The 24216-nt window shown below is 61.8% G+C and carries 24 protein-coding genes, 1 tRNA gene and 1 pseudogene; 11 read left to right on the top strand and 15 right to left on the bottom strand.

Annotated elements, in window-relative coordinates:
* The 6 genes from ACWGTO_RS11585 to ACWGTO_RS11560 all read right to left on the bottom strand — a co-directional run bounded on the left by ACWGTO_RS11585 (position 1) and on the right by ACWGTO_RS11560 (position 4535).
* Positions 1-1566, bottom strand: coding sequence for an amidase (locus tag ACWGTO_RS11585; protein ID WP_454574990.1), 1566 nt, complete (start codon positions 1564-1566; stop codon positions 1-3).
* Positions 1566-2021 (bottom strand): GNAT family N-acetyltransferase, encoded by a 456-nt coding sequence (locus ACWGTO_RS11580; RefSeq protein ID WP_454574989.1) that lies wholly within the window; start codon positions 2019-2021, stop codon positions 1566-1568. The genes ACWGTO_RS11585 and ACWGTO_RS11580 overlap by 1 nt, the downstream gene beginning before the upstream one ends.
* Before the next feature lie 7 nt (positions 2022-2028).
* On the bottom strand, positions 2029-2316 hold the full coding sequence (gene gatC / locus ACWGTO_RS11575; RefSeq protein ID WP_454574988.1) for an Asp-tRNA(Asn)/Glu-tRNA(Gln) amidotransferase subunit GatC: 288 nt from the start codon (positions 2314-2316) through the stop codon (positions 2029-2031).
* Positions 2317-2386: 70 nt separating this feature from the next.
* Positions 2387-3232 carry a radical SAM protein gene (locus ACWGTO_RS11570; RefSeq protein ID WP_454574987.1) on the bottom strand — a complete coding sequence of 282 codons (846 nt, stop codon included), beginning with the start codon at positions 3230-3232 and terminating at the stop codon, positions 2387-2389.
* 134 nt (positions 3233-3366) lie between these two features.
* A complete protein-coding gene (locus ACWGTO_RS11565; RefSeq protein WP_454574986.1) occupies positions 3367-3783 on the bottom strand; it encodes a hypothetical protein in 417 nt (138 codons plus the stop codon).
* Between the two features lie 44 nt (positions 3784-3827).
* On the bottom strand, positions 3828-4535 hold the full coding sequence (locus ACWGTO_RS11560) for a metal-dependent hydrolase (protein WP_454574985.1): 708 nt from the start codon (positions 4533-4535) through the stop codon (positions 3828-3830).
* Between the two features lie 134 nt (positions 4536-4669).
* Between ACWGTO_RS11560 and ruvX the strand changes: the two genes are divergently transcribed.
* Positions 4670-5176: a Holliday junction resolvase RuvX gene (gene ruvX, locus ACWGTO_RS11555; protein ID WP_454574984.1), complete on the top strand. Its 507-nt coding sequence runs from the start codon at positions 4670-4672 to the stop codon at positions 5174-5176.
* Here the strand turns inward: ruvX and ACWGTO_RS11550 are convergent.
* The 3 genes from ACWGTO_RS11550 to ACWGTO_RS11540 form a co-directional block, all read right to left on the bottom strand.
* Entirely contained in the window at positions 5094-5435 is a 342-nt protein-coding gene (locus ACWGTO_RS11550; protein ID WP_454574983.1) for a DUF6105 family protein, read from the bottom strand. The two genes, ruvX and ACWGTO_RS11550, sit on opposite strands and share 83 nt — an antisense overlap.
* Positions 5435-6043, bottom strand: a complete 609-nt coding sequence (locus ACWGTO_RS11545) for a hypothetical protein (RefSeq protein ID WP_454574982.1) — start codon at positions 6041-6043, stop codon at positions 5435-5437. The genes ACWGTO_RS11550 and ACWGTO_RS11545 overlap by 1 nt, the downstream gene beginning before the upstream one ends.
* 128 nt (positions 6044-6171) lie before the next feature.
* Positions 6172-7836 carry a DNA alkylation response protein gene (locus ACWGTO_RS11540; protein ID WP_454574981.1) on the bottom strand — a complete coding sequence of 555 codons (1665 nt, stop codon included), beginning with the start codon at positions 7834-7836 and terminating at the stop codon, positions 6172-6174.
* A gap of 142 nt (positions 7837-7978) precedes the next feature.
* Between ACWGTO_RS11540 and ACWGTO_RS11535 the strand changes: the two genes are divergently transcribed.
* Genes ACWGTO_RS11535 through dprA form a run of 4 tightly spaced genes read left to right on the top strand, consistent with a single transcriptional unit; the run spans position 7979 to position 12022 of the window.
* Entirely contained in the window at positions 7979-8944 is a 966-nt protein-coding gene (locus ACWGTO_RS11535; RefSeq protein WP_454574980.1) for an aspartate carbamoyltransferase catalytic subunit, read from the top strand.
* Entirely contained in the window at positions 8941-10227 is a 1287-nt protein-coding gene (locus tag ACWGTO_RS11530; RefSeq protein ID WP_454574979.1) for a dihydroorotase, read from the top strand. Before ACWGTO_RS11535 ends, ACWGTO_RS11530 begins: the two co-directional genes overlap by 4 nt.
* 56 nt (positions 10228-10283) lie before the next feature.
* On the top strand, positions 10284-10889 hold the full coding sequence (plsY, locus tag ACWGTO_RS11525; RefSeq protein ID WP_454574978.1) for a glycerol-3-phosphate 1-O-acyltransferase PlsY: 606 nt from the start codon (positions 10284-10286) through the stop codon (positions 10887-10889).
* Positions 10886-12022 carry a DNA-processing protein DprA gene (dprA, locus tag ACWGTO_RS11520; RefSeq protein ID WP_454574977.1) on the top strand — a complete coding sequence of 379 codons (1137 nt, stop codon included), beginning with the start codon at positions 10886-10888 and terminating at the stop codon, positions 12020-12022. The genes plsY and dprA overlap by 4 nt, the downstream gene beginning before the upstream one ends.
* A gap of 10 nt (positions 12023-12032) precedes the next feature.
* On the opposite strand, the gene ACWGTO_RS11515 is transcribed toward dprA, so the two are convergent.
* Positions 12033-13175: a hypothetical protein gene (locus ACWGTO_RS11515; protein ID WP_454574976.1), complete on the bottom strand. Its 1143-nt coding sequence runs from the start codon at positions 13173-13175 to the stop codon at positions 12033-12035.
* Between the two features lie 1482 nt (positions 13176-14657).
* Between ACWGTO_RS11515 and ACWGTO_RS11510 the strand changes: the two genes are divergently transcribed.
* The 5 genes and pseudogenes from ACWGTO_RS11510 (at position 14658) to ACWGTO_RS11490 (ending at position 18328) form a co-directional block, all read left to right on the top strand.
* Positions 14658-14939 carry a GYD domain-containing protein gene (locus ACWGTO_RS11510; protein ID WP_454574975.1) on the top strand — a complete coding sequence of 94 codons (282 nt, stop codon included), beginning with the start codon at positions 14658-14660 and terminating at the stop codon, positions 14937-14939.
* A 157-nt stretch (positions 14940-15096) separates the two neighbouring features.
* A pseudogene (locus ACWGTO_RS11505) lies at positions 15097-15258 on the top strand (HK97 family phage prohead protease); the annotation flags it as partial.
* Between the two features lie 794 nt (positions 15259-16052).
* Positions 16053-16391, top strand: coding sequence for a hypothetical protein (locus ACWGTO_RS11500; protein ID WP_454574974.1), 339 nt, complete (start codon positions 16053-16055; stop codon positions 16389-16391).
* 142 nt (positions 16392-16533) lie between these two features.
* Complete coding sequence (locus ACWGTO_RS11495; protein ID WP_454574973.1) at positions 16534-17358, top strand: Stf0 family sulfotransferase; 825 nt, start codon at positions 16534-16536, stop codon at positions 17356-17358.
* Between the two features lie 589 nt (positions 17359-17947).
* Positions 17948-18328, top strand: a complete 381-nt coding sequence (locus ACWGTO_RS11490) for a hypothetical protein (RefSeq protein WP_454574972.1) — start codon at positions 17948-17950, stop codon at positions 18326-18328.
* Positions 18329-18680: 352 nt separating this feature from the next.
* On the opposite strand, the gene ACWGTO_RS11485 is transcribed toward ACWGTO_RS11490, so the two are convergent.
* A tRNA-Lys gene (locus ACWGTO_RS11485) sits at positions 18681-18756 on the bottom strand.
* Positions 18757-19081: 325 nt separating this feature from the next.
* Between ACWGTO_RS11485 and ACWGTO_RS11480 the strand changes: the two genes are divergently transcribed.
* Positions 19082-19531, top strand: a complete 450-nt coding sequence (locus ACWGTO_RS11480) for a BA14K family protein (RefSeq protein ID WP_454574971.1) — start codon at positions 19082-19084, stop codon at positions 19529-19531.
* Positions 19532-19627: 96 nt separating this feature from the next.
* Here the strand turns inward: ACWGTO_RS11480 and glpK are convergent, their stop codons facing one another.
* From glpK to ACWGTO_RS11460, 4 genes are all read right to left on the bottom strand, one after another.
* On the bottom strand, positions 19628-21121 hold the full coding sequence (gene glpK, locus ACWGTO_RS11475; protein WP_454574970.1) for a glycerol kinase GlpK: 1494 nt from the start codon (positions 21119-21121) through the stop codon (positions 19628-19630).
* A gap of 85 nt (positions 21122-21206) precedes the next feature.
* Complete coding sequence (locus tag ACWGTO_RS11470) at positions 21207-22934, bottom strand: ABC transporter substrate-binding protein (protein ID WP_454574969.1); 1728 nt, start codon at positions 22932-22934, stop codon at positions 21207-21209.
* 77 nt (positions 22935-23011) lie between these two features.
* Positions 23012-23299 (bottom strand): DUF2160 domain-containing protein, encoded by a 288-nt coding sequence (locus tag ACWGTO_RS11465; RefSeq protein ID WP_454574968.1) that lies wholly within the window; start codon positions 23297-23299, stop codon positions 23012-23014.
* A gap of 2 nt (positions 23300-23301) precedes the next feature.
* Positions 23302-24216: a carbohydrate ABC transporter permease gene (locus tag ACWGTO_RS11460; RefSeq protein ID WP_454574967.1), complete on the bottom strand. Its 915-nt coding sequence runs from the start codon at positions 24214-24216 to the stop codon at positions 23302-23304.

The following is a 24216-nucleotide window of genomic DNA, read 5'->3' as shown; positions in this document are numbered from 1 at the left end:
CTACCACCATTTCTCCGGCTGGAAGGTTCCCGCCGCCTGCTCGATGACGGCAGCGGTCTGGAACAGGGTTTCCTCGTCGAACGGACGGCCGATCAGCTGCAGGCCGAGCGGCAGGCCCTTGGCATCGAGGCCGGCTGGCACCGCGATGCCCGGCAGACCGGCCATGTTCACGGTCACCGTGAAAATGTCGTTGAGATACATCTTCACCGGATCGGCGGCCATGTCCTCGTCGGCGATGCCGAAAGCGGCGGACGGCGTCGCAGGGGTCAGGATGACGTCGACGCCGGCGGCAAAGACGGTCTCGAAGTCGCGCTTGATCAGATTGCGCACCTTCTGCGCCTGCAGATAATAGGCGTCGTAGTAGCCGGCAGACAGCACATAGGTGCCGATCATGATGCGGCGCTTGACCTCGCGGCCGAAACCGGCGGCGCGGGTCTTTTCATACATGTCGACGATGTCCTTGCCGGGCACGCGCAGGCCGTAGCGGACGCCATCATAGCGCGCGAGGTTGGACGACGCTTCGGCCGGCGCGACGATATAGTAAGCCGGCAAAGCATACTTGGTATGCGGCAGCGAAATGTCGACGATCTCGGCGCCAGCGTCCTTCAGCCAGGCAATGCCCTTCTGCCACAACGCCTCGATCTCTTCCGGCATGCCGTCAACGCGGTATTCCCTTGGAATGCCGACCTTCATGCCCTTGATCGGCTTGCCGATCGCCGCCTCGTAGTCCGGCACCGGGCGATCGACCGAGGTAGTGTCTTTGGCGTCGACCGATGCCATGGACTTCAACAGGATCGCGGCGTCGCGCACGTCGCGGGCGATCGGGCCGGCCTGGTCGAGCGACGAGGCGAAAGCGACGATGCCCCAGCGCGAACAGCGGCCATAGGTCGGCTTGATGCCGACGGTGCCGGTGAAGGCGGCGGGCTGGCGGATCGAGCCACCGGTGTCGGTGGCGGTGGCGCCGGCGCACAGGAAAGCCGAAACGGCTGAAGCCGAGCCGCCTGACGAGCCGCCGGGCACCAGCTGGGCGTTGTCCAGCGTGCGCGCGGTCTTGGTGCCGCCGGCCGAAACAAAACCGCCATCGCCCTGATGCGTGGTCGGCATCACCACCGTGTCGAGGCGCGAACGCCGCCACGGATTGACGACCGGGCCGTAGTAAGACGTTTCGTTGGACGAGCCCATGGCGAACTCGTCCATGTTGAGCTTGCCCAGCATAACGGCGCCGTCGGCCCACAGATTGGATGTGACGGTTGATTCGTAGCGCGGCTTGAAGCCGTCGAGCACATGGCTGCAGGCCTGGGTGTGGACGCCTTCGGTGCCGAACAGGTCCTTGATACCAAGCGGGATGCCTTCCAGCGCGCCACCCTCGCCCTTGGCGAGCTTCGCATCCGAGGCCTTCGCCATGTCGCGCGCCTTGTCGCCGGTGACGACGATGTAGGCATTCAACACCGGATTGGCGCGCTCGATTGCCGAGAGATACGCCTCGGTGATCTCGGCGGCGGAAATTTCCTTGCCGCGCAGCTTGGCGCGGGCCTGCGAAATCGTCAGATGGGTCAGCTCGCTCATCAAAGGCTCTTTTCGTAAAACACCGACCACTCGGAATCGGGATAATCCAGCACCGGGCCGCAGCGCGAGAAGCCGGCGCGTTCATAGACGGTCCAGGCGGCGGGATGGCGGTCGCCGGTTTCCAGCACCAGCCGCTTCAGGCCTTCGCTGCGCGCCAGCGTCTCGACATGCTCGACGATCTTGGCGCCGATCTTTTTTCCGCGATGCGAGGGCCGCGTGTACATGCGCTTGACCTCGCCAACGCCGGGATCATGGCGCTTCAGCGCGCCACAGCCGATAGCCTGCCCGTCGTCGCGGGCGATGAAGACGGTGGTGTCTTCGCCGGCCATCTGCTCGACCGTCAAATGATAGCAGTGCTCCGGCGGCGTCAGTTCGAGCAGCGTCGCGTTGAGCTCCTCGACCAAAGCGCGGACATCGTCCTGCAGCGGTGTTTCGATGGCGATCTCGATTGCCATCGGCCGCCTACTCCACGACCTTCGGCACGAGGAAGAAATTCTCTTCAGTGGCCGGAGCGTTGGCGACGATATCGGCGGCCTTGTCGCCGTCCGTGACAATATCTTCGCGCTTCTTCATCTCCATCGGCGTCACCGAGGTCATCGGTTCGACGCCGGAGACATCGACCTCGTTCAGCTGCTCGACAAAGCCCAGAATGGCGTTTAGCTCGCCGGTCATGCGCTCGGCATCCTCCTCGCTCACCGCAATGCGGGCGAGACGCGCGACGCGCTTCACTGTCTGCAGATCAACGGACATGTCTTTAGCCTTTGGGAAAACCAGATGGCGCTATAGCGGCGCGGCGCGTGCCGCGCAACATCGATCGTGCTCAAGACTGCGCTGCGGTGCCGGCCCGGGCTTTCGGCAGGCGCAGCGGAAGCGGCAGTTCGAACAGGCGCTCCCTGGCCGGACACATGCCGCACGCGGCTTCGTCCTCGAGGGCGGCGAAAGCGTCAAGTTCGGCGCCAGAGCAATCCGGGTCGAGCGGCTGATAGGCGAGATAGCGATCCCATTTGTCGGCAAGGCGGTATTTTGCCTTCTGCATCGGCAGATAGGCCAAGGGTGCGCATTTCCAGATGCGTCCGTCGAGAAGCTGCTTGCAGTGGCGGGCCGGACAGGCCTCCCAGCTGGCGCGCGGGTCGCCGTCCTCGAACGGCAGCATGGTGTCGCCAAAACCTTCGTAACGCCGGGTCCAGTTCTTGTGCGCTGGACGCACCTTGGCGACGAAGCCGTGTTCCTGCCGCCATTGTTCCAGCAAAGCGAAGACCGGTTTCAACCGGTCGCGGTACTCTTCGGAATCATGATGCACGGAGATGACAAGGCGGGCATCCGGGTCCGCCGCAAGGACGGTGGGTAAGGACGGATGGCGATGCAGGAAGAATCCGTTGGAGACGATCTCGATCTGGGTATGCAGCCAATGCCGCCGCACCAGCCCGACAAATTGCGGCAAGTGCGGATGAATGGTGGGTTCGCCGCCAAGCAAGGAAAACCGGGTGACCGAGACGCGGCTGCTCCACAGCCCCATCCAGCGGTCGGCATCCTCGAGCGACACCGTGCCGGAATGGGCATGATTGGAATAGTGCGAACAGCTTTCGCAGGCCAGATTGCAGCCATGTGCGACATGCAGTTCGAGCTTCCGGAATGCCGGCTGCTCTCCCCGCAAAAGCGATCCCATCCGTTTCAGCATCCCCATGGGGCCACGCTAGCACGCGGATACGTGCGGTGCATCTGCCGCCGGCGGCAATTTCGGCCTCTTCCTTTTACGCAATTCCCGAGGGAAAACCGCTCCACACTTTTCCTGGAGTTGCTCTAAGGCAAGGACACGCCTTCGCCGAGGTAATAGCTGCCGCCATTGCCGGCCTGCTCGCCTTCGTCGGCGGTCGGGCGCACCGAGACGATATCGATCTGGGTCGCGTTCATCTGCGTGACCGAAAGCACGTCGGGAAAAAGAAAGCCCGGCTCCTGGCAGATGGCGGTGACCGCCCAGCTCGGCGAGCGCGTCGCCTTGGTGACCTGGACGAACTCGCAATTGTACTCGACGCTTTGCAGGCCGTCCGCCGACAAGATGACATTGCCGGCGTCGATCAGGGTCTGCAGCGTGTCCTTTTTGGCTTGCGCACAAAGCTCCTGGGTTTGGAGATAGACGCCCTTGATGAAGTCCTCGGCGGCCGATGCGGGTGACGCCGCAACCAGCATCGACACGCAAAGAGTCCTTCTCAAACCCATGGTTTCATTCCCTTTTGCGACAAGGGATCGTCCAAACGATCGCTCTACAGTGTGATCGTTTGGCCGATGGCTGGCAAGGCCACGTCCACTCCCGATCCTTCGAGGCCCGCAACGAACTTTTCCGCCGTCGGGTCGATGATCGGGAAGGTGCCGAAGTGACAGGGCACGACCGTGTCGAAGTGGAAGAAGCGCCGGCAGGCAAGGGCCGCCACCGCACCACCCATGGTGAAGCGGTCGCCGACCGGCACGATGCCGATCTTCGGTTCATGCAGTTCATTGATCAGCGCCATGTCGGAGAAGATGTCGGTGTCGCCCATATGGTAGAGCGTCTTGTCTTCCGGGAAATGCAGGACCAGGCCGCCGGGATTGCCGAGATAGACGTTCTGGCCACCATCGAGGCCGAACGATGAGGAATGCAGCGCCTGCACGAAGGTGGTGGTGAAAGCGCCGCAATCGACGGTGCCGCCCAGATTGCCGGGGTTGATCTTGTTGCCGTCGACGCCCTGGCCGACCAGGTACATGCAAATCTCGTAGTTGGCGACGAGCTGGGCGCCGCTCTTCTTCAGCACCTCCACCGCGCCGCTGACATGGTCATTGTGGCCGTGGGTCAGCAATACATGGGTCACGCCTTGCGCCGGCCCTTCCCAACCACCAGTCCATGACGGATTGCCGATGAGATAGGGATCGATGAGGATGGTCGCGCCTGATGTCTCGATGCGAAAGGCCGAATGTCCGTACCAGGTCAATTTCATCAATCGTGTTCCCTCGATTTTGGTTGCGCCGGAAGATAGAACGCCGGCTGCGAAATTAAAGTGACATAGTATGCTCGCGGTTCAAAAGAGCGTGTCAGGATCTTTGTCACGGTAAAACTGGTTTGGGGAAGCCGTTGGGCGTCATAGCAATCGAGGATCTGCCGGCACACCTGGAAGGCGGCAGGACGCTGGCCGGGCTCGACCTCGGCGACAAGACGATCGGCGTCGCCGTTTCCGACCGAGGGCTTTCCTTCGCCCATCCGCGCCCGGTAATCCTGCGCAAGAAATTTTCGCTGGATGCGGCAGCGCTGCTTGCCCAGTTGCAAAAGGACAATGTCGGCGCGTTTGTGCTCGGCCTGCCCATCAACATGGACGGTTCGGAAGGTCCACGTGCCCAGAAATCGCGCGCCTTCGTGCGCAATATGGCTGGGATGACCGACCTGCCCTTCGTGCTGTGGGACGAGCGGCTGTCGACGGTTGCAGCAGAGCGGACGCTGATCGAGATGGATTTCTCGCGCGCCAAACGCGCCGGCAAGATCGATTCGGCCGCCGCCGCCTTTATTCTGCAGGGAGCTTTAGATCGACTCCAGTCGCTTGGCTCATCCGATCGGACGGAACCCGATTTCCCCACCGGCACCTGATCCAGGCGGCGATGTTGCGGCGACGGCGGAACGCCCACAATGCCATCAGCAGGAAGCCGTCGAAAATGCAGGCCCTGGCCACCATGCCCGGAATGATCGCCGGATCGATGCCCAGCATCTGGCCGTAGAGCTCGAACACCACATCATGCAGCTGCCGGCTGAGCATAACGTAGCCGAAATTGATGTCGTTGAGCGACAAGAAGAACCAGCCCCAGAACAGAGCGAGCGGGGCGGCCCACAATGCGAACAGGGTGCGCATCAGTGACCGTCCCTGCGGCTGGAGCCGCCTCTATGGCCACTATCTCTGGGACCGCCGTCTTTGTGACCAATGTCCGGCCGGCCGGAAATGCGCGACAGCAAGGAGCCGTGCGCGGCGCCTTCGGCCATGGCATGCGCAGTGGCGCGGCTCTCGGCCTCGCGCGAAACCGCGCCGGCGACGACCGATCTCCGCTCGGCAAGCATTGCGACGTAGGAGGCCAGAAGTGCCGCCAGTTGCACGGCCACAACCATGAACAGGCCATTGATGCCTTGCGTGGCGCCGGCGATCAAGATCAACGACAGGACGGCGGATGCCGAAATGAAGGCGGTCCGCGCCACACTGTCGGCACCGTCGGGGCTCGCTGCGGCGTTAACCAAACTCTCGACGAAGACCCAGCAAAACAGCACCGCGACCACCAGCAGCGCAATGGCCAACGGCGCCACGACGGCAGCGTTGTCGAGATCGACCAGACGGGTATTTTCCATGACGACGCCGAGCACCCCCAGAGCGCCGGCAACACCGCGGTTTCCATCCATGCAGATGAACGCCAGCAGGGCGAAAACCACCGCCCAGTGCAAGGCCAGAAAAGAGGTCAAAATGGGCCGCATGGCATCCCTGCTTTTGTAACAAAGACAGTGGGCTTTGCGGCCCGCCTCTGCAATGGAAACCATTTGTTAAGGTTAACGTCCATCCACAGGCGGCGGTAAATTCGTGGTGATAGGCTGTGCAGCCGGCCTCAGTTCACCGGTGGATAGAGTGTGTCGATGATCATGCGCGCGTCATGGCGCGAATCGAGCATCCCATAGGTGTTGCGCCACTGGCCGGCGAGCCGCGTCTCGACGAAAGCATCAGCGATCCGCCCTGCCCCCAGCCGGCGCAATTCCGCGGCTGCCGCCGACAGCGCCAGCTGCTCGGTGAGCAGGCGCGCCGATCCCTCATCGGTGCCTGCGACCTGCATGGCTGCCTTGAGCACGCCGATGGTGCCGCGTCCGCCAGCGCCGAGATCGCGGTCGATGCCGGCCAGCACCTCCTCGAACAGGCCGGGCGCGCGGCCGAGCACGCGCAGCACGTCGAGCGCCATGACATTGCCCGACCCTTCCCAGATCGCATTGACCGGAGCTTCGCGATAGTAGCGGGCGAGCGGCGCTTCCTCGACATAACCGTTGCCGCCGAGGCATTCCATCGCCTCATAGAGCAGCGGCGGCGCGATCTTGCAGACCCAGTATTTGACCACCGGCGTCATGGCGCGGGCAAAGGCCGCCTCGCCGCGATCGCTGGCCGCTTCGTCGAAGGAGCGCGCCAGCCGGAACGAAAGGGCTGTGGCGGCGGCGACATCAAGCGCCATGTCGGCCAGCACACGCTGCATCAGCGGCTGTTCGATCAGCGTCGAACCGAACACCTGGCGGTGGCGGGTGTGATGGACGGCTTCGGCGAGCCCTGCCCGCATGATCGCCGACGAAGCGACGGCGCAGTCGAGCCGGGTCAGCGTAACCATGTCCATGATGGTCTTCACGCCGGCGCCGGGCTCGCCCACCATCTCGCCGATGGCATTGACGAACTCCACCTCCGAGGAGGCATTCGAGCGGTTGCCGAGCTTGTCCTTCAGCCGCTGAAAGCGGAAGCCGTTGCCGGAGCCGTCGCCGAGGATGCGCGGCACGAGAAAGCAGGAAAGCCCTTCCGGCGCCTGTCCGAGCACGAGAAAAGCGTCCGACATCGGGGCCGACATGAACCATTTGTGGCCGGTCAGGCGATAAAAACCGCTGCCGGCGCGCTCGGCCCTTGTGGTGTTGGCGCGCACGTCGGTGCCACCCTGCTTTTCGGTCATACCCATGCCGAGCGTCAGCCCGGTCTTCTCGACCGGCGGCTTCTGGCTCTGATCGTATTTGCGCGTCGTAACGCGCGGCGCCCATTCGCGAAACAGCTTTGGGCTGGCCATCAGCGCGGCCAGCGAAGCGCTGGTCATGGTGATGGGGCAGAGATGCCCAGTCTCGAGTTCGGCGGTCAGATAGAAACGCGCGGCGCGCACCTGATGGCGACGGCCGATCTCATTATCGCCATTCTCCCAGATCGAGGAGTGCAGGCCGCCGGCGACCGAGCGGCGCATCAGTGCATGATAGGCCGGATGAAACTCGACCTGGTCGATGCGCCGGCCCTGGCGGTCATGCGTGCGGAGCTTCGGTGTCTCGACGTTGGCAAGACGCGCCAGTTCCTGCGCTTCCTGCGTCAGGACGAACCGGCCAAGCCCGTCGAGATCCTTGCGCACCGGATCGGAAAAACGCTCGGCGAGCTGGATCAGCAACGGATCGCCCCGCCAGGCGTTGCCGCCCGTCAGCGGCGGCGGCTGGTTGGTTACGTCGTCGGTCACGCCCAGTCCTTCTATCGGGAGAAAGGTCCTTATCATCGGAAGGCCTCGAATCCGAAGCCATCGGCTAGATATAGCCCAAGCTTGCCGGCGCACGCGACGAAAATACCGGGGAGAAAGGCCGCAATCCCAAGCTGGCGCTTGCGGCAAGGAATTCTCCCCCCTATAGCAGCGCCTTGAGATGACCGACGCTTCGTCCCTGCCGCTTTATCCTCATCGCCATCTTCTGGGCATCCGCGATCTTTCCCCCGCAGATATCGAGCTTCTGCTCGACCGGGCCGATCGCGCCGTCGCCATTTCGCGGCAGTCCGAGAAGAAGACCTCGACGCTGCGCGGCCGCACGCAGATCAACCTCTTCTACGAAGCGTCGACGCGCACGCAGTCGTCGTTCGAGCTGGCCGGAAAGCGGCTTGGCGCCGATGTCATGAACATGTCGGTGGCGAGTTCTTCGGTGAAGAAGGGCGAGACGCTGATCGACACGGCGATGACGCTGAACGCCATGCGCCCCGACATTTTGATCATCCGCCACCAGTCGGCCGGCGCTGCTGCCCTTCTGGCGCAGAAAGTCGGCTGCTCCGTGGTCAATGCCGGCGACGGCGCGCATGAGCACCCGACACAGGCACTGCTCGACGCGCTGACCATCCGCCGTGCCAAAGGACCGCTGTCGAAGCTGATCGTGGCGATCTGCGGCGACATCCTGCATTCGCGTGTCGCGCGCTCCAACATCATGCTGTTGAACGCGCTCGGCGCGCAGGTGCGGGTCGTCGCGCCGTCCACGCTCTTGCCGTCCGGCATCGAGAAGATGGGCGTCATTGTCTCGCGCTCGATGGCCGAAGGGCTGAAGGGTGCCGATGTGGTGATGATGCTGCGCCTGCAGCGCGAGCGCATGGAGGGCGCCTTCGTGCCCTCGGTGCGCGAATATTTCCGCTATTTCGGCCTCGATGCGGAAAAGCTGAAGGCAGCCAAGGAAGGGGCACTGGTCATGCATCCCGGACCGATGAACCGCGGCGTCGAGATCGCGTCCGAAATCGCCGACGGCCCGCAAAGCGTCATCCAGGAACAGGTCGAGATGGGTGTCGCCGTGCGCATGGCGGTGATGGATGCGCTGCTCGACCCGCGCCGCAACGCAGAGGGCCGCGGCGCATGAGCACGGCGGTCTTTGAGCGCGCCCGCATCGTCGATCCCTCACGCGGCATCGATGAGATCGGCACCGTCATCGTCGAGGGCAAGAAGATCGTTGCCGCCGGCAAGGCCGCCTTGAACCAGGGCGTACCGGCCGGAGCCATTGTCGTCGACTGCGCCGGCAAGGCGATCATTCCCGGCCTGATCGACACGCGCGTCTTCATTGGCGAGCCTGGTGGCGAGCATCGCGAGACCATTGCCTCGGCAAGCGTGGCGGCGGCGGTCGGCGGCGTGACATCCATTGTGATGATGCCCGACACCGACCCGGTGATCGACAATGTCGCCTTGGTCGAATTCGTGCTGCGCACCGCGCGGGACACTGCGATCGTCAACATCTTTCCGGCGGCGGCGATCACCAAGGGCCTGGCCGGCCGCGAGATGACCGAGTTCGGCCTGCTGCGCGAGGCCGGCGCCGTCGCCTTCACCGACGGTCGCCACACCATCGACAGCGCACTGGTGATGCGCCGCGCGCTGACCTACGCCCGCGATTTCGGCGGCGTCATCGCGCATGAGACGCAGGATGACGACCTCGCCTCGGCCGGCGTTATGAATGAGGGCCTCTATGCCAGCTGGCTCGGCCTTGCCGGCATTCCGCGCGAAGCGGAGTCCATCCCGCTGGAGCGCGACCTGGCGCTGGCGCGGCTGACGCGCGGCGCCTATCACGCGGCCAAGATCTCAACCGAGATGGCCGCACAGGCGATGACGCGGGCGAAGGCCGACCAGGCCAATGTCACGGCGGGCGTCGCGATCCACAATCTTTCGCTCAACGAGAACGATGTCGGGGAATATCGCACCTTCTTCCGGCTGACGCCGCCGCTGCGCGCCGAGGAAGACCGGCTGGCGATGATCGAGGCGGTCAAGGACGGCACGATCGACATCATCGTCTCCTCGCACGACCCGCAGGACGTCGATACCAAGCGCCTCCCCTTCGCCGATGCCGCGGCAGGGGCGATTGGACTGGAAACGCTTCTGGGCGCGGCGCTCCGGCTCTACCACAATGGCGATTTGCCATTGCTCAGACTGATCGAGACGCTGTCCACCGCGCCGGCCAAACTGTTCGGCCTGCCCGGCGGTTCGTTGAAGCCGGGAGCGCCGGCCGATCTTGCAGTCGTCGACCTCGAAGAGCCCTGGATCGTCAGCGAAAGCGGCATCCGATCGCGTTCGAAAAACACCTGTTTCGAAGGGGCGCGGCTGCAAGGCATGGTCTTGCAAACACTGGTGGCGGGCCGCACAGTGTTTTCGAACTAGAGTGATCGCGGCACGTCGTGCGTCGATCCGCTGCCAGGGAAATGCGGGGGGAAACAATGAGTTACAACGCCATCCTGGCATTGCTGTTCGGCTATCTCCTCGGTTCGATTCCCTTCGGCCTGCTGATCACCCGCGCCGCGGGTCTGGGCGATGTGCGCAAGATCGGCTCCGGCAATATCGGCGCCACCAATGTGCTGCGCACCGGCAACAAGGGCCTGGCCGCCGCGACGCTGGTGCTCGATGCGCTGAAAGGCACCGCAGCGGTGATGATCGCGCGCCATTTTGGGCACGACTTCGGACTGTGGGCCGGCCTTGGACTCTGGGCGGGCCTTGGCGCCTTCCTTGGCCATCTGTTTCCGGTCTGGCTCGGTTTCAAGGGCGGCAAGGGGGTGGCGACCTATCTCGGCGTGCTGATCGCGCTCGGCTGGCATGTGGCGCTGATCTTTATCGTCGTCTGGCTGGCGATGGCTTTTCTGTTTCGCTACTCTTCGCTGGCAGCGATGACGGCGGCGGTCATCGTGCCGATAGCGCTTTATTTCTGGAGCACGCCTGAGACTGCCGGGCTGTTCCTGGTGATGAGCCTGGTCGTCATCTTCAAACATCGTGCCAACATTTCGCGCCTTGTTGCCGGCACGGAAGGCAAGATCGGAGCCAAGGGTTGAGCAATCCTGCCGCCGGGCCGCGCCTAAGCGACCGGCAGCGGCTGAGCTGGCTGCGCCTGATCCGTACGCAAAATGTCGGCCCGGCCTCGTTTCGCGAACTGATCAACCGTTTCGGCTCCGCCGAGGCGGCGTTAGAGATGCTCCCCGAGCTGATGATTTCGGGCGGCGCCAAAAGGATCGTGCGCATTCCCTCCGTCGAAGAAGCCGAAGCGGAACTGGAAGCAGCCAGCGAGAACGGCGCCCGTTTCGTCGGCATCGGCGAGGCCGACTACCCGCCGATGCTGAAAAACATGGACAACCCGCCGCCGCTGATTGCCATGAAGGGCGAGGCTGCGGTGTTTCGTCTGCCGGCGGTCGCCATTGTCGGCGCTCGCAACGCATCGCTCGCCGGCATCAAGATGGCGCGCATGCTGGCGGCGGATCTCGGCCGCGACGGCTATGCCATTGTCTCCGGCCTGGCGCGCGGCATCGACACGGCGGCACATCAGGGCAGTCTCTCGACAGGCACGATCGGGGTGCTGGCCGGCGGGCTCGATGTCCCCTACCCGCCTGAAAATATCGGCTTGTGCGACGACATCGCCGAACGCGGCGGCGCCGTCATTTCGGAAATGCCGTTCGGCTGGCAGCCGCGGGCACAGGACTTTCCGCGCCGCAACCGGCTCGTCGCAGGCGCGGCACTCGGGCTGGTCGTGATCGAGGCCGCGCAACGCTCCGGCTCGCTGATCAGCGCGCGCCTGGCCGGCGAAATGGGCCGGCTGGTCTTTGCCGTACCGGGTTCGCCGCTCGATCCGCGCTGCGCCGGCTCCAACGGCTTGCTCAAGGACGGCGCCACCCTCGTCACCGAGGCATCCGATGTTTCCGGTGCGATCGCGCCTTTGGCCGGCATACGGGCGCCACGAGCTACGCGGCCGGAAAAGGCACTCGACTTTTCGGCAACGCCGCCGCCCGGCGAGGACGAACGCAGCGGCGTGCTCGAAGTACTGGGCCCAACGCCGGTGGCTGTGGACGAGATCATCCGCCATACCGGCCTCAATGCCGCGCAAGTGTCGATGGTGCTTTTGGAACTCGACCTCGCGGGCCGCATCGAGCGCCACGCCGGCGGCAATGTCTCGCTGGTAATTGGGGGCTCCTGAATTCCGTCGGCTAGCGGAACAGGTACTTCGACACCTCCGGATTGCCTCGGCGCCACATCACGCTGTCCAGAAAATAATGATGCACGTTGATGAAGATCAGCACGATGAAGAAGAACAGCGATGATCCCAGCACTTGCCGGTCGTACGGTATCAGGGCGGTCAGTGCGGACGGGATCAGCCAGAAACCGAGATAGCCAAGGGCCGTGCCGCCAACGATAAATCCGAGGAGCCGAAACCTGTAGAGGGGGCCAAGAAACGACAGGACTTTCGGCTGCGGATCGCTTTCGGCATCGGAGCTGTCACGCTCGACGTTCGTCTGGTAGCGCCAGACCACGGCGAGGTACTGCAGCGAGTGGAGCGCAGGCACGATCAGCAGCCAGAGCGGATTTACTCTGGCAATCAGGATCCAGAGATAGAGCGAGGCGACATAGGCCACCAGACCGTTATAGGGCAGGCCTCCGCCGTTCTTTCGCCAGCGATTGACCAACATCAAAAGCGTGGCCGCCGTCGACGCAATGGCCGCCAGCATGGCGATGTCGGTTATCCAGGAAGGGGCGGCGAATGTATAATAGTCCAGCCCGTAATATTTGCCCTGAGTGACCGCCGTGTTGGTCTGCAGCCAGGCCAGGATCCACACGGCATAGGAGTTGAACAGCAACACCTTCTTGTCGCGATCGTCGAAGAATTTTCGCTTCAGCACCGCGTCCACCATCAGCATGCCGTAGCCCTGCTTGACGTAGTGCCAGCCGACAAAAAAGAACATGGCGTTGGTTGCATAGCCGAGCAGGCGCGTGTTCGCCGCCGCCGCGCCATAGGCAAAGAACCCGGCCATGACCAGGGGCACGACAATGCCCGCGAAGATGTAGCGGAGTTGCAGGCTCCGGTCGTAGCCGTCGCCAGATACCTTGCGCCCGAAATTGCGATAGAAAAGTTGGTAAGAGTGGGCGAAGTGGGGATAGTTCACGAGATAGGCCACGAAGACCATCGTGGCGGCTACCGGACCCTCATACTCGAGCGGCACCAGAAACAGCACCGGCAGAATGAGAAAAGCGCTGCCGCCCAGCATCAGGAAATCGGCGACCGGGCCGAAGAGGTATTTTTGAGGTGTCGCCGCCTTGGGGGCTACAGCGTCCGCCGAAAGCTGAAGTGTCATACGAGAACCCTCCCCTGGGAAGGCCCGAGTTTAGCCAGCGGCGGGTGTGGCGACAAGGTTGGAGGCGCGCCTTGGGCCGATGCAGGCCGCAAGTCGTCTGTCATTTTGCGAGTGGTGATGGTGAGCGCGACGGCGAACCCATGACCTACTGACTGAAGTCCGGGCCTCAACGCTAAAACGAATGTAAGCACTACGACTTCGACGGGGCGAGCGGCAAGGCTGTCACTCACCAGCCATGGGCCCATGCCGATGACGATATCCGGGAGCAAAAAAGGCAAGGCTCAAGTAGCCCGCGGCAGACGACAAGGACGGCCGACAATTTAGGCAGGTTGAAGGTGCCCGATCGACCGCTCGCGCATCCTCAGCACGAGCAGCCGGGTAGCTGCGAACGGCGCCAAGACGACAAACGCCATCGTGACACTGACGAAAACCGACAAGAGACAAATCCCGCCGGGGACGGAGCAAACTGTTTCCATGACGTACCCCTTTTCCACCGTTGACCTGGTGGCCTCCTCCGCGCGCCTGCAAGCATGCTCCCACTTCAGGGGAAATACAAGCATGCTCTAATAGACAAGGGCCGGAACAGGTTTCTCAGGAGAGATCAGATGAGCTTTCTTCGCCCTGGACCAAAGCCAAAAAGGCGTACCCCAACAGCGACTGCTTCGAGGCTGGGCTGTGAGGCGCAGCAGCCGGCTCAACAGGGTGCGAACAGCGGTCATGGCAGCGCTCTGGCGGGCTAAAGGAACCTAAATCAGAGCTTAATCGTTCAATCAGGGTATGGCGCCAATCGGGTGTGCGCATGAACCCTCGTGACAAGGCTATTTCTCCGTTTGAGGAGGAACAACACCAAGTCCAACTCGCAAAGAGCGCGCGCCTCCGAGAGCTTCGATCTCATGCGTCTTGGCTGGCCTTCGACCCTCATGCCCAGTTTCATGATGAGATAGACCTCTCAGCCATTTTTGAGGAAAACGCGTTGCGCCCACGCTTATGGAGCGACGTACGTCCCAGGGACTTCAGTCGTAATTGAGTCATTCCTAATATGCCTTTAGCTTAGGCAGTGCGGGGGACCCCCGAATTCCAAACCCGCAATGGCCGGTGCGCCTGCTTGCCCAAGCAACCCCCCGCACCGGCCATTCCTACTTTCTGGGGCTGAGGTGCTATCGCATCGAGGCGATGGAAGGAGACGGAGGGAAGTTCCTGCGGCTGAGCAGCGCCGAAAATGATCTGGATTAACGTCACATGTCGATTGGCGAAATGCGGAACGTCCAATCGACGATTCCGGGGATAACGTCAGACCTTAGTCCAACAGCAGAAGCCCGCTACTGAGTGCTCAGCAATGGGCATCTACCCCGCAAGGAACCGACCGCTGTATCCATAAATTGAATATTCGGCAGATCACCAGATCTGCTGATTATCGAGGGAGGATGTCATATGCCAACGTTCATAGTCACAGGGTCCTATTCAGCCACCGCAGCGAGTGGAATGATTGACAATCCGTCGAACCGAGAAAAGGCGGCCCGTGCCATCTTTGAAGCAGCGGGCGGGAAGCTGCTTTCTTTCTACGTCACGACGGGCGAAACTGACTGGATGGCAATCACGGAATTCGGCGACGGTGCCGACCTGATCCCCGCACTTCTCGTCGTCGGCGCATCGGGAGCAGTATCGAATGTCAAAACCGTGCGGGCCTACACGGGCGCAGAGTTCAAGGCGGCCCAAGAGAAGGCGGGCAAAATCGCCTCTTCCTACAAATCGCCGGCAAAATAAGCAGACCACCGATGCACCATAACGGGCCGGCAAGGCCTGTAATTTATCACGTTGCCAGGCCAGGCCCGCTGCTTCGGTGGCGGGCTTTCTTCAGGCTCGAAGGGTAGCTCATACCCACATTGTCGGCACTTAAACGCGCCACCGCTCGCCGAAGCGCACGATCCTACAGGCTCGCTTGACTGAGGTTAGTGCGGTACTATGGCCGGCCTACACCACCACAAGCATCGGGCTTTCGCGCTCAGATGAAAACCACTCCGCTGCCAAGCGCCGCTTGCTTGCAAAGGCCGAAGCGGCACACCGCCTGCGCGGCATCAATTAGATGATACTACTTGATTGTTGAAGTGTATCCGGGGTCCACATGTGGGGCCCGGTCCATCGCCAGCGCGATTACGAATAGCACTCCAACGATGAGAAATGGAGCGATTAGGATCGCCGCGCATGTCGGATTTATCTTTCTCATTGGGGTATCGTGCGCCGCTCAATTTAATCAAATCCAAAGAAACACGGTTAACCGTGCCGGCGGCAAGCGCAGGGGCATTCAACTAAAGCGGCAACTCGACCAATTGGCTGAAAGCGAAATGCTACGCGGTTGGGGAGCTCGACCTGCTTGGCGTCGAGCGGGAGGCGGGCAAGCCGGCCTTCGCGCTGATGGCGGAGCGAGGCACAGGGCGCTATGTCGGCTCGGCGTTCATCACATTGAACCGGGAAATGCGCGAACGGCTCTGGCAGCGGGTCCAGGACCACGCAGGGGCCGCTCCCAAGGGCATGAAGAGGCCAGCGACGAATGGGTCAAGCCCGGCATCATCGGCCGTGTGAAGCACCTACGTGGCGAGGACGACCTGCGGCACGCATCCCTGCAGGATTTCCGAGAGGACCAGGCTGAATAGCTTTTTGGATCTTTCTATTATTCTCCCAAGCGGGGCGCCCCGAATGTAATCGACCGCAATCGAGGTCGACTGGGCCTACCCTTTGAAGAAAAAAATACTATCACAATAACCACACCAGCAAACCCACCGGAAGACGCGGGAGCGCCGGCATATTAGCGATCGGGAACATACGGCTTCTGCGGGCGTTTATCGGGTGAAGGGTGATCTCGGCCTCTGGGAGGTTGCTATGAGAAAACTGTTCCTTGCTTCGGTGATTGCCATCGCCTCCGCCGCAGCCACGGTCGTGCCTGCGGATGCACGGTACTTCGGTCCTGGCATCGGTGTTTTTGGTCCGTTCGGCGGCTTCGGCCCGTTCGGCGGTGGCCCCTTCTACGGCGGCGACCCGTTTTACGACTATGGCGGCCGCTATTATGGTCCCCGGTACCACGATTATTATCCCGGCTACGTGGCCCGCTACCCACACCGCTACTATTACCGGCATCATCGTCATTGCCACGTGAAGTGGGTGAGGCACTGGCACCATCACCACCGGGTGTTGGAACGCGTTCGGGTTTGCCGGTACTGACAAGCCGGACATCCGGCCGCGGTGCGCTGTAGGTGCTGCGGCCATTCAGTGGAACACCTTCAAGCGACAAAGGCGGGGAAGGCGACGCCGACGACGGTCAAATCGACAATCCCCGACATGGTGCGACGCTTCGAATTCGCGCATGCCGGCGATATCGGATGGCGCGCGCCTGGCGTGCTACAGCGAAGGCGAGGTTACCATGCGGGGTGTCGCAATCTTAACAGAGCAAAGAAGCGGCTCGAACTGGTTGGGGAGTTTGACAAATGCGACTGGCCTGATGGGGCACTCGGAGGAATGGCTAGGTTCGGGAAACTTGCGATTCGCGCCTAGCAGCTACGTTGCTTTTGAAGAAGCTGTTATTAAAAAAGGGTCGACCGATAACGGACGGTTCGCAATCAAGATATTTCCGCGACACTTGGAACCGTGCAAGCGCAAGTACGGCAAGGACTTTTTGTTCGAGATAAACAGGAAGCACGATCTGCTCGTCATTTTACTGGAACGCCGAGACCGATTTCGACAAGCTATCTCAGCCTACCGGGCAAAGATGTCCGGGGTGTTTACTAGCCACCAGCACGAACGGACCACCCCGCGAACTGTTCCCTATAGCTTTACTGGTATTAGCCAGGCGTATTTCCAAATTGACCTAAGCTATGCATATTGGCGATCCTACGTGAATCTGCTTGGGTTGGATTGTCGGCTCTTTGTCTATGAAGATTTGCTGCCTGACCCAAATCTTTATCTAGAAGCGTTCGCTGAGTTTATGGAAGTGCCGGCTCCGGAGAGCACGTCTGCTTCGAAATTCATGATTCAACGAGACAGCGTGACGGAAGAATGGTTGGCTCGCTTTCGCGAAGACGTTGCGGCCAAGGGTGCGATTGAAGGGATCGGGAACACGACAGTTAGTAGGACATTGGGAAATCTGGTGCGCTTTCTCCTGAAGCGTCCGGTCTCGTTTGGTAGACTTTGATCTGTCATCGCTCGCCTGATACCGCTGACGCTCACGATCTGTCGAATATCCATGAAGACCGAGAAGCGTCGGTCGAAGAGATCCAAGACAACCTTCCGTTTAGCTGTCCGCCACTGCAAGAAAGCTATGAAGAAGGCGACAGCGATTCCTATCATGGGGTCAGCAACGCTTGGACGATGATCACCCAGTTCGGCAGCATCGTCATTTCCTCAGCCTCACCCCAGCGCCGCCGGCCACCAGCAGTCCGCCGCGTGCCCCCACGCGACGGACCTCTGATGGGAGCGGCTAAATCTCAAAGGAATCGGCCGCTTGTATTTGTATTGTGAACTGCGGGTCGCGTTAGCCTATGGTGTGATCGCGTAAGTCATGGTCCCGGTGGCGTCACCGGGCCTGTGCCGTTCCACTGGATAAATTCGGCCCGCTTGCCGGTGATGGTCACAATCGCTCTCAACAGCGGTTCATGGACCTCACGAAGCGCGCGGTAGTGCTGCCCTGGCCCATATCTGGATTCTGGGGCGGCGCACCGGTTAGTCAAGGGGTTGCTAATATACGACCCGAGGCGCAAAGTTTCTGACACATGAGGCTCTTTTTGATTGCGCTCGTCGTCGCTCATAACTGGTATTCCGGCTACCATGATCCGGTCACCGGCTATCAATGCTGCGACGACAAGAAGGACTGCAGGGTCATCAGCCCGCGCTATGTCGAACCGCTGCCGGGCGGCGATTTCAATATCCGCACGGGTTCCCGTTCCCGATATTTCATTTCCAAGAACCGCGTCTTAGAAAGCGAAGACAATCAGTATCATATCTGCACGTCGCCCCCAAATATTACTATCCGCTGCTTCTTTGCGCCGCACACGGAGGCCGGCAACCCGGGATCCAGGGAATACGACGTGAGGCGAAGGGCCGAATGGCCTTGGCCGCGCGAGCGAGAAGAATGGCATGAGAGGGTCGGACGGGCTCGCGCATAGGCAAGCGCGGGGCAGCTCGTTAAGGCTATGAAGAAGGAGGCCGAGGAACTCGAAACCCGAGCATTGACTGCAGGCTCATATGACATGACGGAGCAAGGGAGTCGAATCCTCCGGCCTCGCCATGCCTGGCATCTTGTAAGCCCAGAGAATGGCCTTCGCATTTCGTGCCGTGCCGAAATCGATTCTCTGTTGGGCGCACCGACCGGGGGAAAGACTCACTGGCGCGAAAGGCCGATGAGTGGCTGCTGCACGCGCTTCGCGTCATGAAGATTACACCTACCGCGCGGAACCCCACAGGAACCCTCGACGGCTTTCTCACACATTTATAACTTATTGATTTTCTTAATGTTTGTGGTGAGCGCGATGGGATTCGAACCCATGACCTACTGATTAAAAGTCAGTTGCTCTACCGGCTGAGCTACGCGCTCCCGCGGGCTCTAATAGGCCGCCCTCGAAATTGCGCGGAACATAGGGAGAGTGCCGCGACCGGTCAACCGGAAAAAGATGGGTCTTTCACCGAGGTTTCCGCCATCGCCTGATGCCCCGCAAATTGGCTTGGCAGGAGCCTGGTGAGCCGCTCCCTCAATGAGGTCACCGCTTCAAAATCTACAGGCGTCCGAGATGGGACTGTCTTCTCCGGGCGACTGGAGAAGCATTACAAATCAGCAACTTAATGTTTTGGCCGGAACCATCGCACTGCCGATCCGTTTTCTCCGCACAAGGGACATGAACCACCCATTTCGGGAGAAGGCCATGAACAAGATCATCTCGGGGATGCTGGCGGCGGCGCTGTCAGCTTCGTTCGCAGTGCCGGCGGGCGCTGCACAGGTGTTGGCACCGCAGGCGCCGTCGGCATCGTCCGATGTGCAGGCGGTGGACTACAAGCCGTGGATGAAGCGCAACTTCAACGGCAACCGCAATTTCTCGCGCTACAACAATGACGGGCCCTACTGGAACGGCCATCGCGGCTCCCGCCACTATCGCCATGGCTATCGCCGTCACGGCGACTACTGGTTCCCGCTGGCTGCCTTCGCCACCGGCGCCCTGATCACCGGCGCGATCATCAACAGCGAGAACCACCGCGTCTATGAAGGCGATGCGCATGTGCAGTGGTGTTATGACCACTATCGCAGCTACCGTGCCTCGGACAACACCTTCCAGCCGAACTACGGCGGCAGAAAGCAGTGCCGTTCGCCCTACTGACCCCGCCGGGTTGAGTAACAAGTGGTGAGTTGAGTGAGCACCAAGTAGCGAGGCTCGCGCCGGTAACGGCGCGGGCCTTCGTTTTTGTCGAGACCGTCAGGGTGCGCTCAGCGTCCTGCGCACCGCATCGCGCCAGCCCGCCAGCTTTGCCGAACGGACGGCGGCATCCATGTCCGGCTTGAAGCGCCGCTCGAGCGCCCAGCTCCTGGCAAAGTCCTTCGCCTTCGGCCACACGCCCGCCTTCGAGCCGGCAAGCCAAGCGGCGCCTAGCGCCGTCGTCTCCAGGATGGTCGGGCGATCGACCGGCGCGTCGAGAATGTCGGCCAGCCGCTGCATGGTCCAGTCGGACGCCACCATGCCGCCATCGACGCGAAGCACAGTTTTCGCCGAAGCCCCCTTCCAATCCTTGCGCATAGCGTCGAGCAGGTCGCGGGTCTGGTAGGCGACGGATTCGAGTGCTGCGCGGGCAAACTCCGCCGGGCCGGAATTGCGCGTCAGCCCGAAGATGGCGCCACGCGCCTCGGCATCCCAGTGCGGCGCGCCCAGCCCGACGAAAGCCGGCACCAGATAGACGTTCTGCGTGGGATCAGCCTCGGCCGCCAGTTTGCCGCTGTGCTCGGCCTTGCCGATCACCTTGATGCCGTCGCGCAGCCATTGCACCGCGGCCCCGGCGATGAAGATCGAGCCTTCCAGCGCATAGGTGGTCTTGCCGTTCAGGCGGTAGGCGATGGTGGTCAGAAGCCGGTTCTTCGAGCGCACCAGGTCGGCACCGGTGTTGAGCAGCGCGAAACAGCCGGTACCGTAGGTGGATTTCATCATCCCCGGCTCGAAACAGGCCTGACCGATGGTCGCCGCATGCTGGTCGCCGGCAACGCCAAGAATCTTGATTTCGGCGCCGAACAGGCTTTTCTCGGTCACGCCATAGTCGTCGGCACAATCTTTCACCTGCGGCAGCATCGCGGCCGGGATGCGCAGGATGGACAGCAGCTCGTCGTCCCAGACATTTTTCTCGATGTTGTAGACAAGCGTGCGCGAGGCGTTGGTGGCGTCGGTGGCGTGCACCTTGCCGCCGGTCAGCCGCCAGATCAAAAAACTGTCGATGGTGCCGGCGAGCAATTCGCCCTTCTCGGCGCGCTTTCTTGCACCTTTCACCTTGTCCAGCATCCAGGCGATCTTGGTGCCGGAGAAATAGGGATCGAGCAGCAGGCCGGTCTTTTTGGTGAATGTCTTCTCCAACCCCTGCTTCTTCAATTTCTGGCACAGCGGTGCGGTGCGGCGGTCCTGCCAGACGATGGCATTGTGGATCGGCTTGCCGGTCGCCTTGTCCCAGATGACGACGGTTTCGCGCTGGTTGGTGATGCCGATCGCCGCCACATCGGACGCCTCGCGCCCGGCCGCCTTCAGCGCGCCCTTGACCGTAGCGACGACGCCTGCCCAGATTTCTTCGGGATCGTGCTCGACCCAACCGGAGGCCGGGTAATGCTGGGTGAATTCCTGCTGGTTGGTGCCGGCAACCTTCATATCGCCGTCGAACAATATCGCCCTGGTCGAAGTCGTGCCCTGGTCGATGGCAAGGATGTGTCCGGTCATAGGTCCTCCCGGTAATCATACAAACAGGGGAGACGGCAAGTTGCCGCCTCCCCGTTTCACTATGGCCCTGGCGCGGACGCCAAGATTACTTCTGCCAGCTCTTCACCAGTTCGTCGTAGTTGATGGTGACCGGCTTTTCCTTCTCGTTCTCGATCTTGAGCTGAGGTGCGAGATTGCCCTTCTTGACCGCGTCGGCGTTCCAGTAGGCGAGGTCATGCTCTTCGGCCATCTTCGGGCCGATATCGCCCTGGACGCCCGACTTTTCGATGCGGCTCATGACCTTTTCCTGCTCGGCGCAGAGCGAGTCCATGGCTTCCTGCGCCGACTTGGCGCCGGACGAGGCATCGCCGATCGCCTGCCACCAGAGCTGTGCCAGCTTCGGATAGTCAGGCACGTTGGTGCCGGTCGGCGACCACTGGACGCGGGCCGGCGAGCGGTAGAACTCGATCAGACCGCCGAGCTTCGGAGCGCGCTCGGTGAAGCTCTTGTCGTGGATCGTGCTCTCGCGGATGAAGGTCAGGCCGACATGGCTCTTCTTCACGTCGACGGTCTTCGACGTCACGAACTGCGCGTAAAGCCAGGCGGCCTTGGCGCGGTCGGTCGGCGTCGACTTCATCAGCGTCCAGGAACCGACGTCCTGATAGCCGAGCTTCATACCGTCCTTCCAGTAGACGCCATGCGGCGAAGGGGCCATGCGCCACTTCGGCGTGCCGTCGTCGTTCATCACCGCCTTGGCGCCGGCGTCGACCATCGAAGCGGTGAAGGCGGTGTACCAGAAGATCTGCTGGGCGACCGCACCCTGCGCCGGCACGGGGCCGGATTCGGAGAAGGTCATGCCCTGGGCTTCGGCCGGAGCGTAGGCCTTCAGCCAGTCGAGGTACTTCTGGATCGAGTAGACGGCAGCCGGGCCGTTGGTGTCGCCGCCGCGCGCCGTGCAGGAGCCGACAGGGCGCGAATTCTCGTCGACCTTGATGCCCCATTCGTCGACCGGCAGGCCGTTCGGGATGCCCTTGTCGCCGTTACCGGCCATCGACAGCCAAGCGTCGGTGAACCGCCAGCCGAGCGACGGGTCCTTCTTGCCGTAGTCCATGTGGCCATAGACCTTCTTGCCGTCGATCTCGCGGCCGGTGAAGAATTCGGCGATGTCCTCATAGGCCGACCAGTTCACGGGAACGCCGAGGTCGTAGCCGTATTTGGCCTTGAAGTCGGCCTTGTTCTTCTCGTCGTTGAACCAGTCGTAACGGAACCAGTAGAGGTTGGCGAACTGCTGATCGGGCAGCTGGTAGAGCTTCTTGTCCGGCGCGGTGGTGAAGGAGGTACCGATGAAATCCTTCAGGTCGAGGTTCGGGTTGGTGACATCCTTGCCGTCGCCCGCCATCCAGTCAGTCAGGTTGCGGACCTGCTGGTAGCGCCAGTGCGTGCCGATCAGATCGCTGTCGTTGACCCAGCCGTCATAAAGGTTCTGGCCGGTCTGCATCTGGGTCTGGATCTTCTCGACGACGTCACCTTCCTGGATGGTGTCGTGCGTGACCTTGATACCGGTTATGGCGGAGAAGGCCGGCGCCAGCACCTGAGACTCATATGAGTGGGTGGCGATGGTTTCCGAGACAACCTTGATATCCATGCCGGCGAAAGGCTTCGCGGCATCGATGAACCACTGCATTTCGGCTTCCTGGTCGGCGCGCGAAAGCGTCGACAGCGGCCCGATTTCCTTGTCCAGGAACGCTTTTGCCTCGTCCATTCCGGCGTAGGCGTTGCCTACCCCGAGCAACAGGACAAGGGCGGTCGTTGATGTTAAAAATTGCCGTCGCATAGGTTTCCTCCACATTTAGGTTTCAAGTGCGATCTGGAGCGGCCGCCGGCACGCGGTCGCTCCAACAGTTTCCCCCTCTATACGTAGCGGAACACGCCAATGGCGTAGACCACGGAGAGAGCGAGAGCCCACCACAGGTTGGATCCGACAAGACCCAGCCAAGCGAGATGGATAAAGGCGCTGCCAAGCAGCGAAAGGAAAAGGCGATCGCCGCGCGTCGTCTCGAAGCGCAGCACGCCGACACGCGGATTGCCGCCCGGCGAGACGAATTCCCAGGCCGCCATGCCGCATAGCAGCAGAAGAATGGTGCCGAAGAACGCCGCCGTCGGCCACGTCCACGCCATCCAGGTGAGATCGAGGTTCATGGTCACACCCTCCCCAGGGCGAAGCCCTTGGCGATGTAGTTGCGGACAAACCAGATGACGAGCGCGCCGGGGATCAGCGTCAGCACGCCGGCGGCGGCGAGCAGGCCCCAGTCCATGCCGGCGGCAGAGACCGTGCGGGTCATGGTGGCGGCGATCGGCTTGGCGTCGGTGGTGGTCAGCGTGCGCGCGATCAACAGTTCCACCCATGAGAACATGAAGCAGAAGAAGCAGGCGACGCCGATGCCGCTGGCGATCAGCGGCATGAATATCTTCACGAAGAAGCGCGGGAAGGAGTAGCCGTCAATATAGGCGGTCTCGTCGATCTCTTTCGGCACACCCGACATGAAACCTTCGAGGATCCACACCGCCAGCGGCACGTTGAACAGGCAGTGCGCCAGGGCAACGGCAATATGCGTGTCGATCAGGCCGAAGGCGGAATAGAGCTGAAAGAACGGCAGCGCGAACACCGCCGGCGGCGCCATGCGGTTGGTCAACAGCCAGAAAAACAGGTGCTTGTCGCCGAGGAAGCGGTAGCGCGAGAAGGCGTAGGCCGCCGGCAGCGCGGCTGCGACCGAAATCACCATGTTCATCACCACATAGGTGATCGAGTTGATGTAGCCCGAATACCAGGAGGCGTCGGTGAAGATGGTGACGTAGTTGGCGATCGTCGGCTGATGCGGATAGAGCGTCAGCGAGGAGACGATCTCGGCATTGGTCTTGAAGCTCATATTGATGAGCCAGTAGATCGGCAGCAACAGCACGATGATGTAGACCGTCGGTACGATCCACCACCAGCGCGATTCCTCGCCGCGCTTGCGCATCAGCCGGGCGACCTGCTCCTGCGAGAGCGTGCTCGCCAGTTTGCCCTCGGCTGTCGTCTCGCTCACTCGGTCAGCTCTCTCATTGGCGCCGCTCAT

It is taken from the genome of Mesorhizobium sp. PL10, assembly GCF_053714315.1.
This window is presented reverse-complemented; position numbering and strand designations above follow the sequence as displayed.

Coding starts and splice junctions, on each gene's coding strand:
- glpK (WP_454574970.1), bottom strand. CDS start 21,121: ATGACCGGACACATCCTTGCCATCGACCAGGGCACGACTTCGACCAGG.
- ACWGTO_RS11540 (WP_454574981.1), bottom strand. CDS start 7,836: ATGATAAGGACCTTTCTCCCGATAGAAGGACTGGGCGTGACCGACGAC.
- ACWGTO_RS11550 (WP_454574983.1), bottom strand. CDS start 5,435: ATGCGCACCCTGTTCGCATTGTGGGCCGCCCCGCTCGCTCTGTTCTGG.
- ACWGTO_RS11515 (WP_454574976.1), bottom strand. CDS start 13,175: ATGACACTTCAGCTTTCGGCGGACGCTGTAGCCCCCAAGGCGGCGACA.
- ACWGTO_RS11480 (WP_454574971.1), top strand. CDS start 19,082: ATGAACAAGATCATCTCGGGGATGCTGGCGGCGGCGCTGTCAGCTTCG.
- ACWGTO_RS11570 (WP_454574987.1), bottom strand. CDS start 3,232: ATGGGATCGCTTTTGCGGGGAGAGCAGCCGGCATTCCGGAAGCTCGAA.
- ACWGTO_RS11465 (WP_454574968.1), bottom strand. CDS start 23,299: ATGAACCTCGATCTCACCTGGATGGCGTGGACGTGGCCGACGGCGGCG.
- ACWGTO_RS11560 (WP_454574985.1), bottom strand. CDS start 4,535: ATGAAATTGACCTGGTACGGACATTCGGCCTTTCGCATCGAGACATCA.
- ACWGTO_RS11545 (WP_454574982.1), bottom strand. CDS start 6,043: ATGCGGCCCATTTTGACCTCTTTTCTGGCCTTGCACTGGGCGGTGGTT.
- ACWGTO_RS11585 (WP_454574990.1), bottom strand. CDS start 1,566: ATGAGCGAGCTGACCCATCTGACGATTTCGCAGGCCCGCGCCAAGCTG.
- ACWGTO_RS11530 (WP_454574979.1), top strand. CDS start 8,941: ATGAGCACGGCGGTCTTTGAGCGCGCCCGCATCGTCGATCCCTCACGC.
- ACWGTO_RS11500 (WP_454574974.1), top strand. CDS start 16,053: ATGAGAAAACTGTTCCTTGCTTCGGTGATTGCCATCGCCTCCGCCGCA.
- plsY (WP_454574978.1), top strand. CDS start 10,284: ATGAGTTACAACGCCATCCTGGCATTGCTGTTCGGCTATCTCCTCGGT.
- ACWGTO_RS11565 (WP_454574986.1), bottom strand. CDS start 3,783: ATGGGTTTGAGAAGGACTCTTTGCGTGTCGATGCTGGTTGCGGCGTCA.
- ACWGTO_RS11470 (WP_454574969.1), bottom strand. CDS start 22,934: ATGCGACGGCAATTTTTAACATCAACGACCGCCCTTGTCCTGTTGCTC.
- ACWGTO_RS11495 (WP_454574973.1), top strand. CDS start 16,534: ATGCCGGCGATATCGGATGGCGCGCGCCTGGCGTGCTACAGCGAAGGC.
- ACWGTO_RS11460 (WP_454574967.1), bottom strand. CDS start 24,216: ATGAGCGGCGCCAATGAGAGAGCTGACCGAGTGAGCGAGACGACAGCC.
- ACWGTO_RS11510 (WP_454574975.1), top strand. CDS start 14,658: ATGATTGACAATCCGTCGAACCGAGAAAAGGCGGCCCGTGCCATCTTT.
- gatC (WP_454574988.1), bottom strand. CDS start 2,316: ATGTCCGTTGATCTGCAGACAGTGAAGCGCGTCGCGCGTCTCGCCCGC.
- ACWGTO_RS11580 (WP_454574989.1), bottom strand. CDS start 2,021: ATGGCAATCGAGATCGCCATCGAAACACCGCTGCAGGACGATGTCCGC.
- ACWGTO_RS11535 (WP_454574980.1), top strand. CDS start 7,979: ATGACCGACGCTTCGTCCCTGCCGCTTTATCCTCATCGCCATCTTCTG.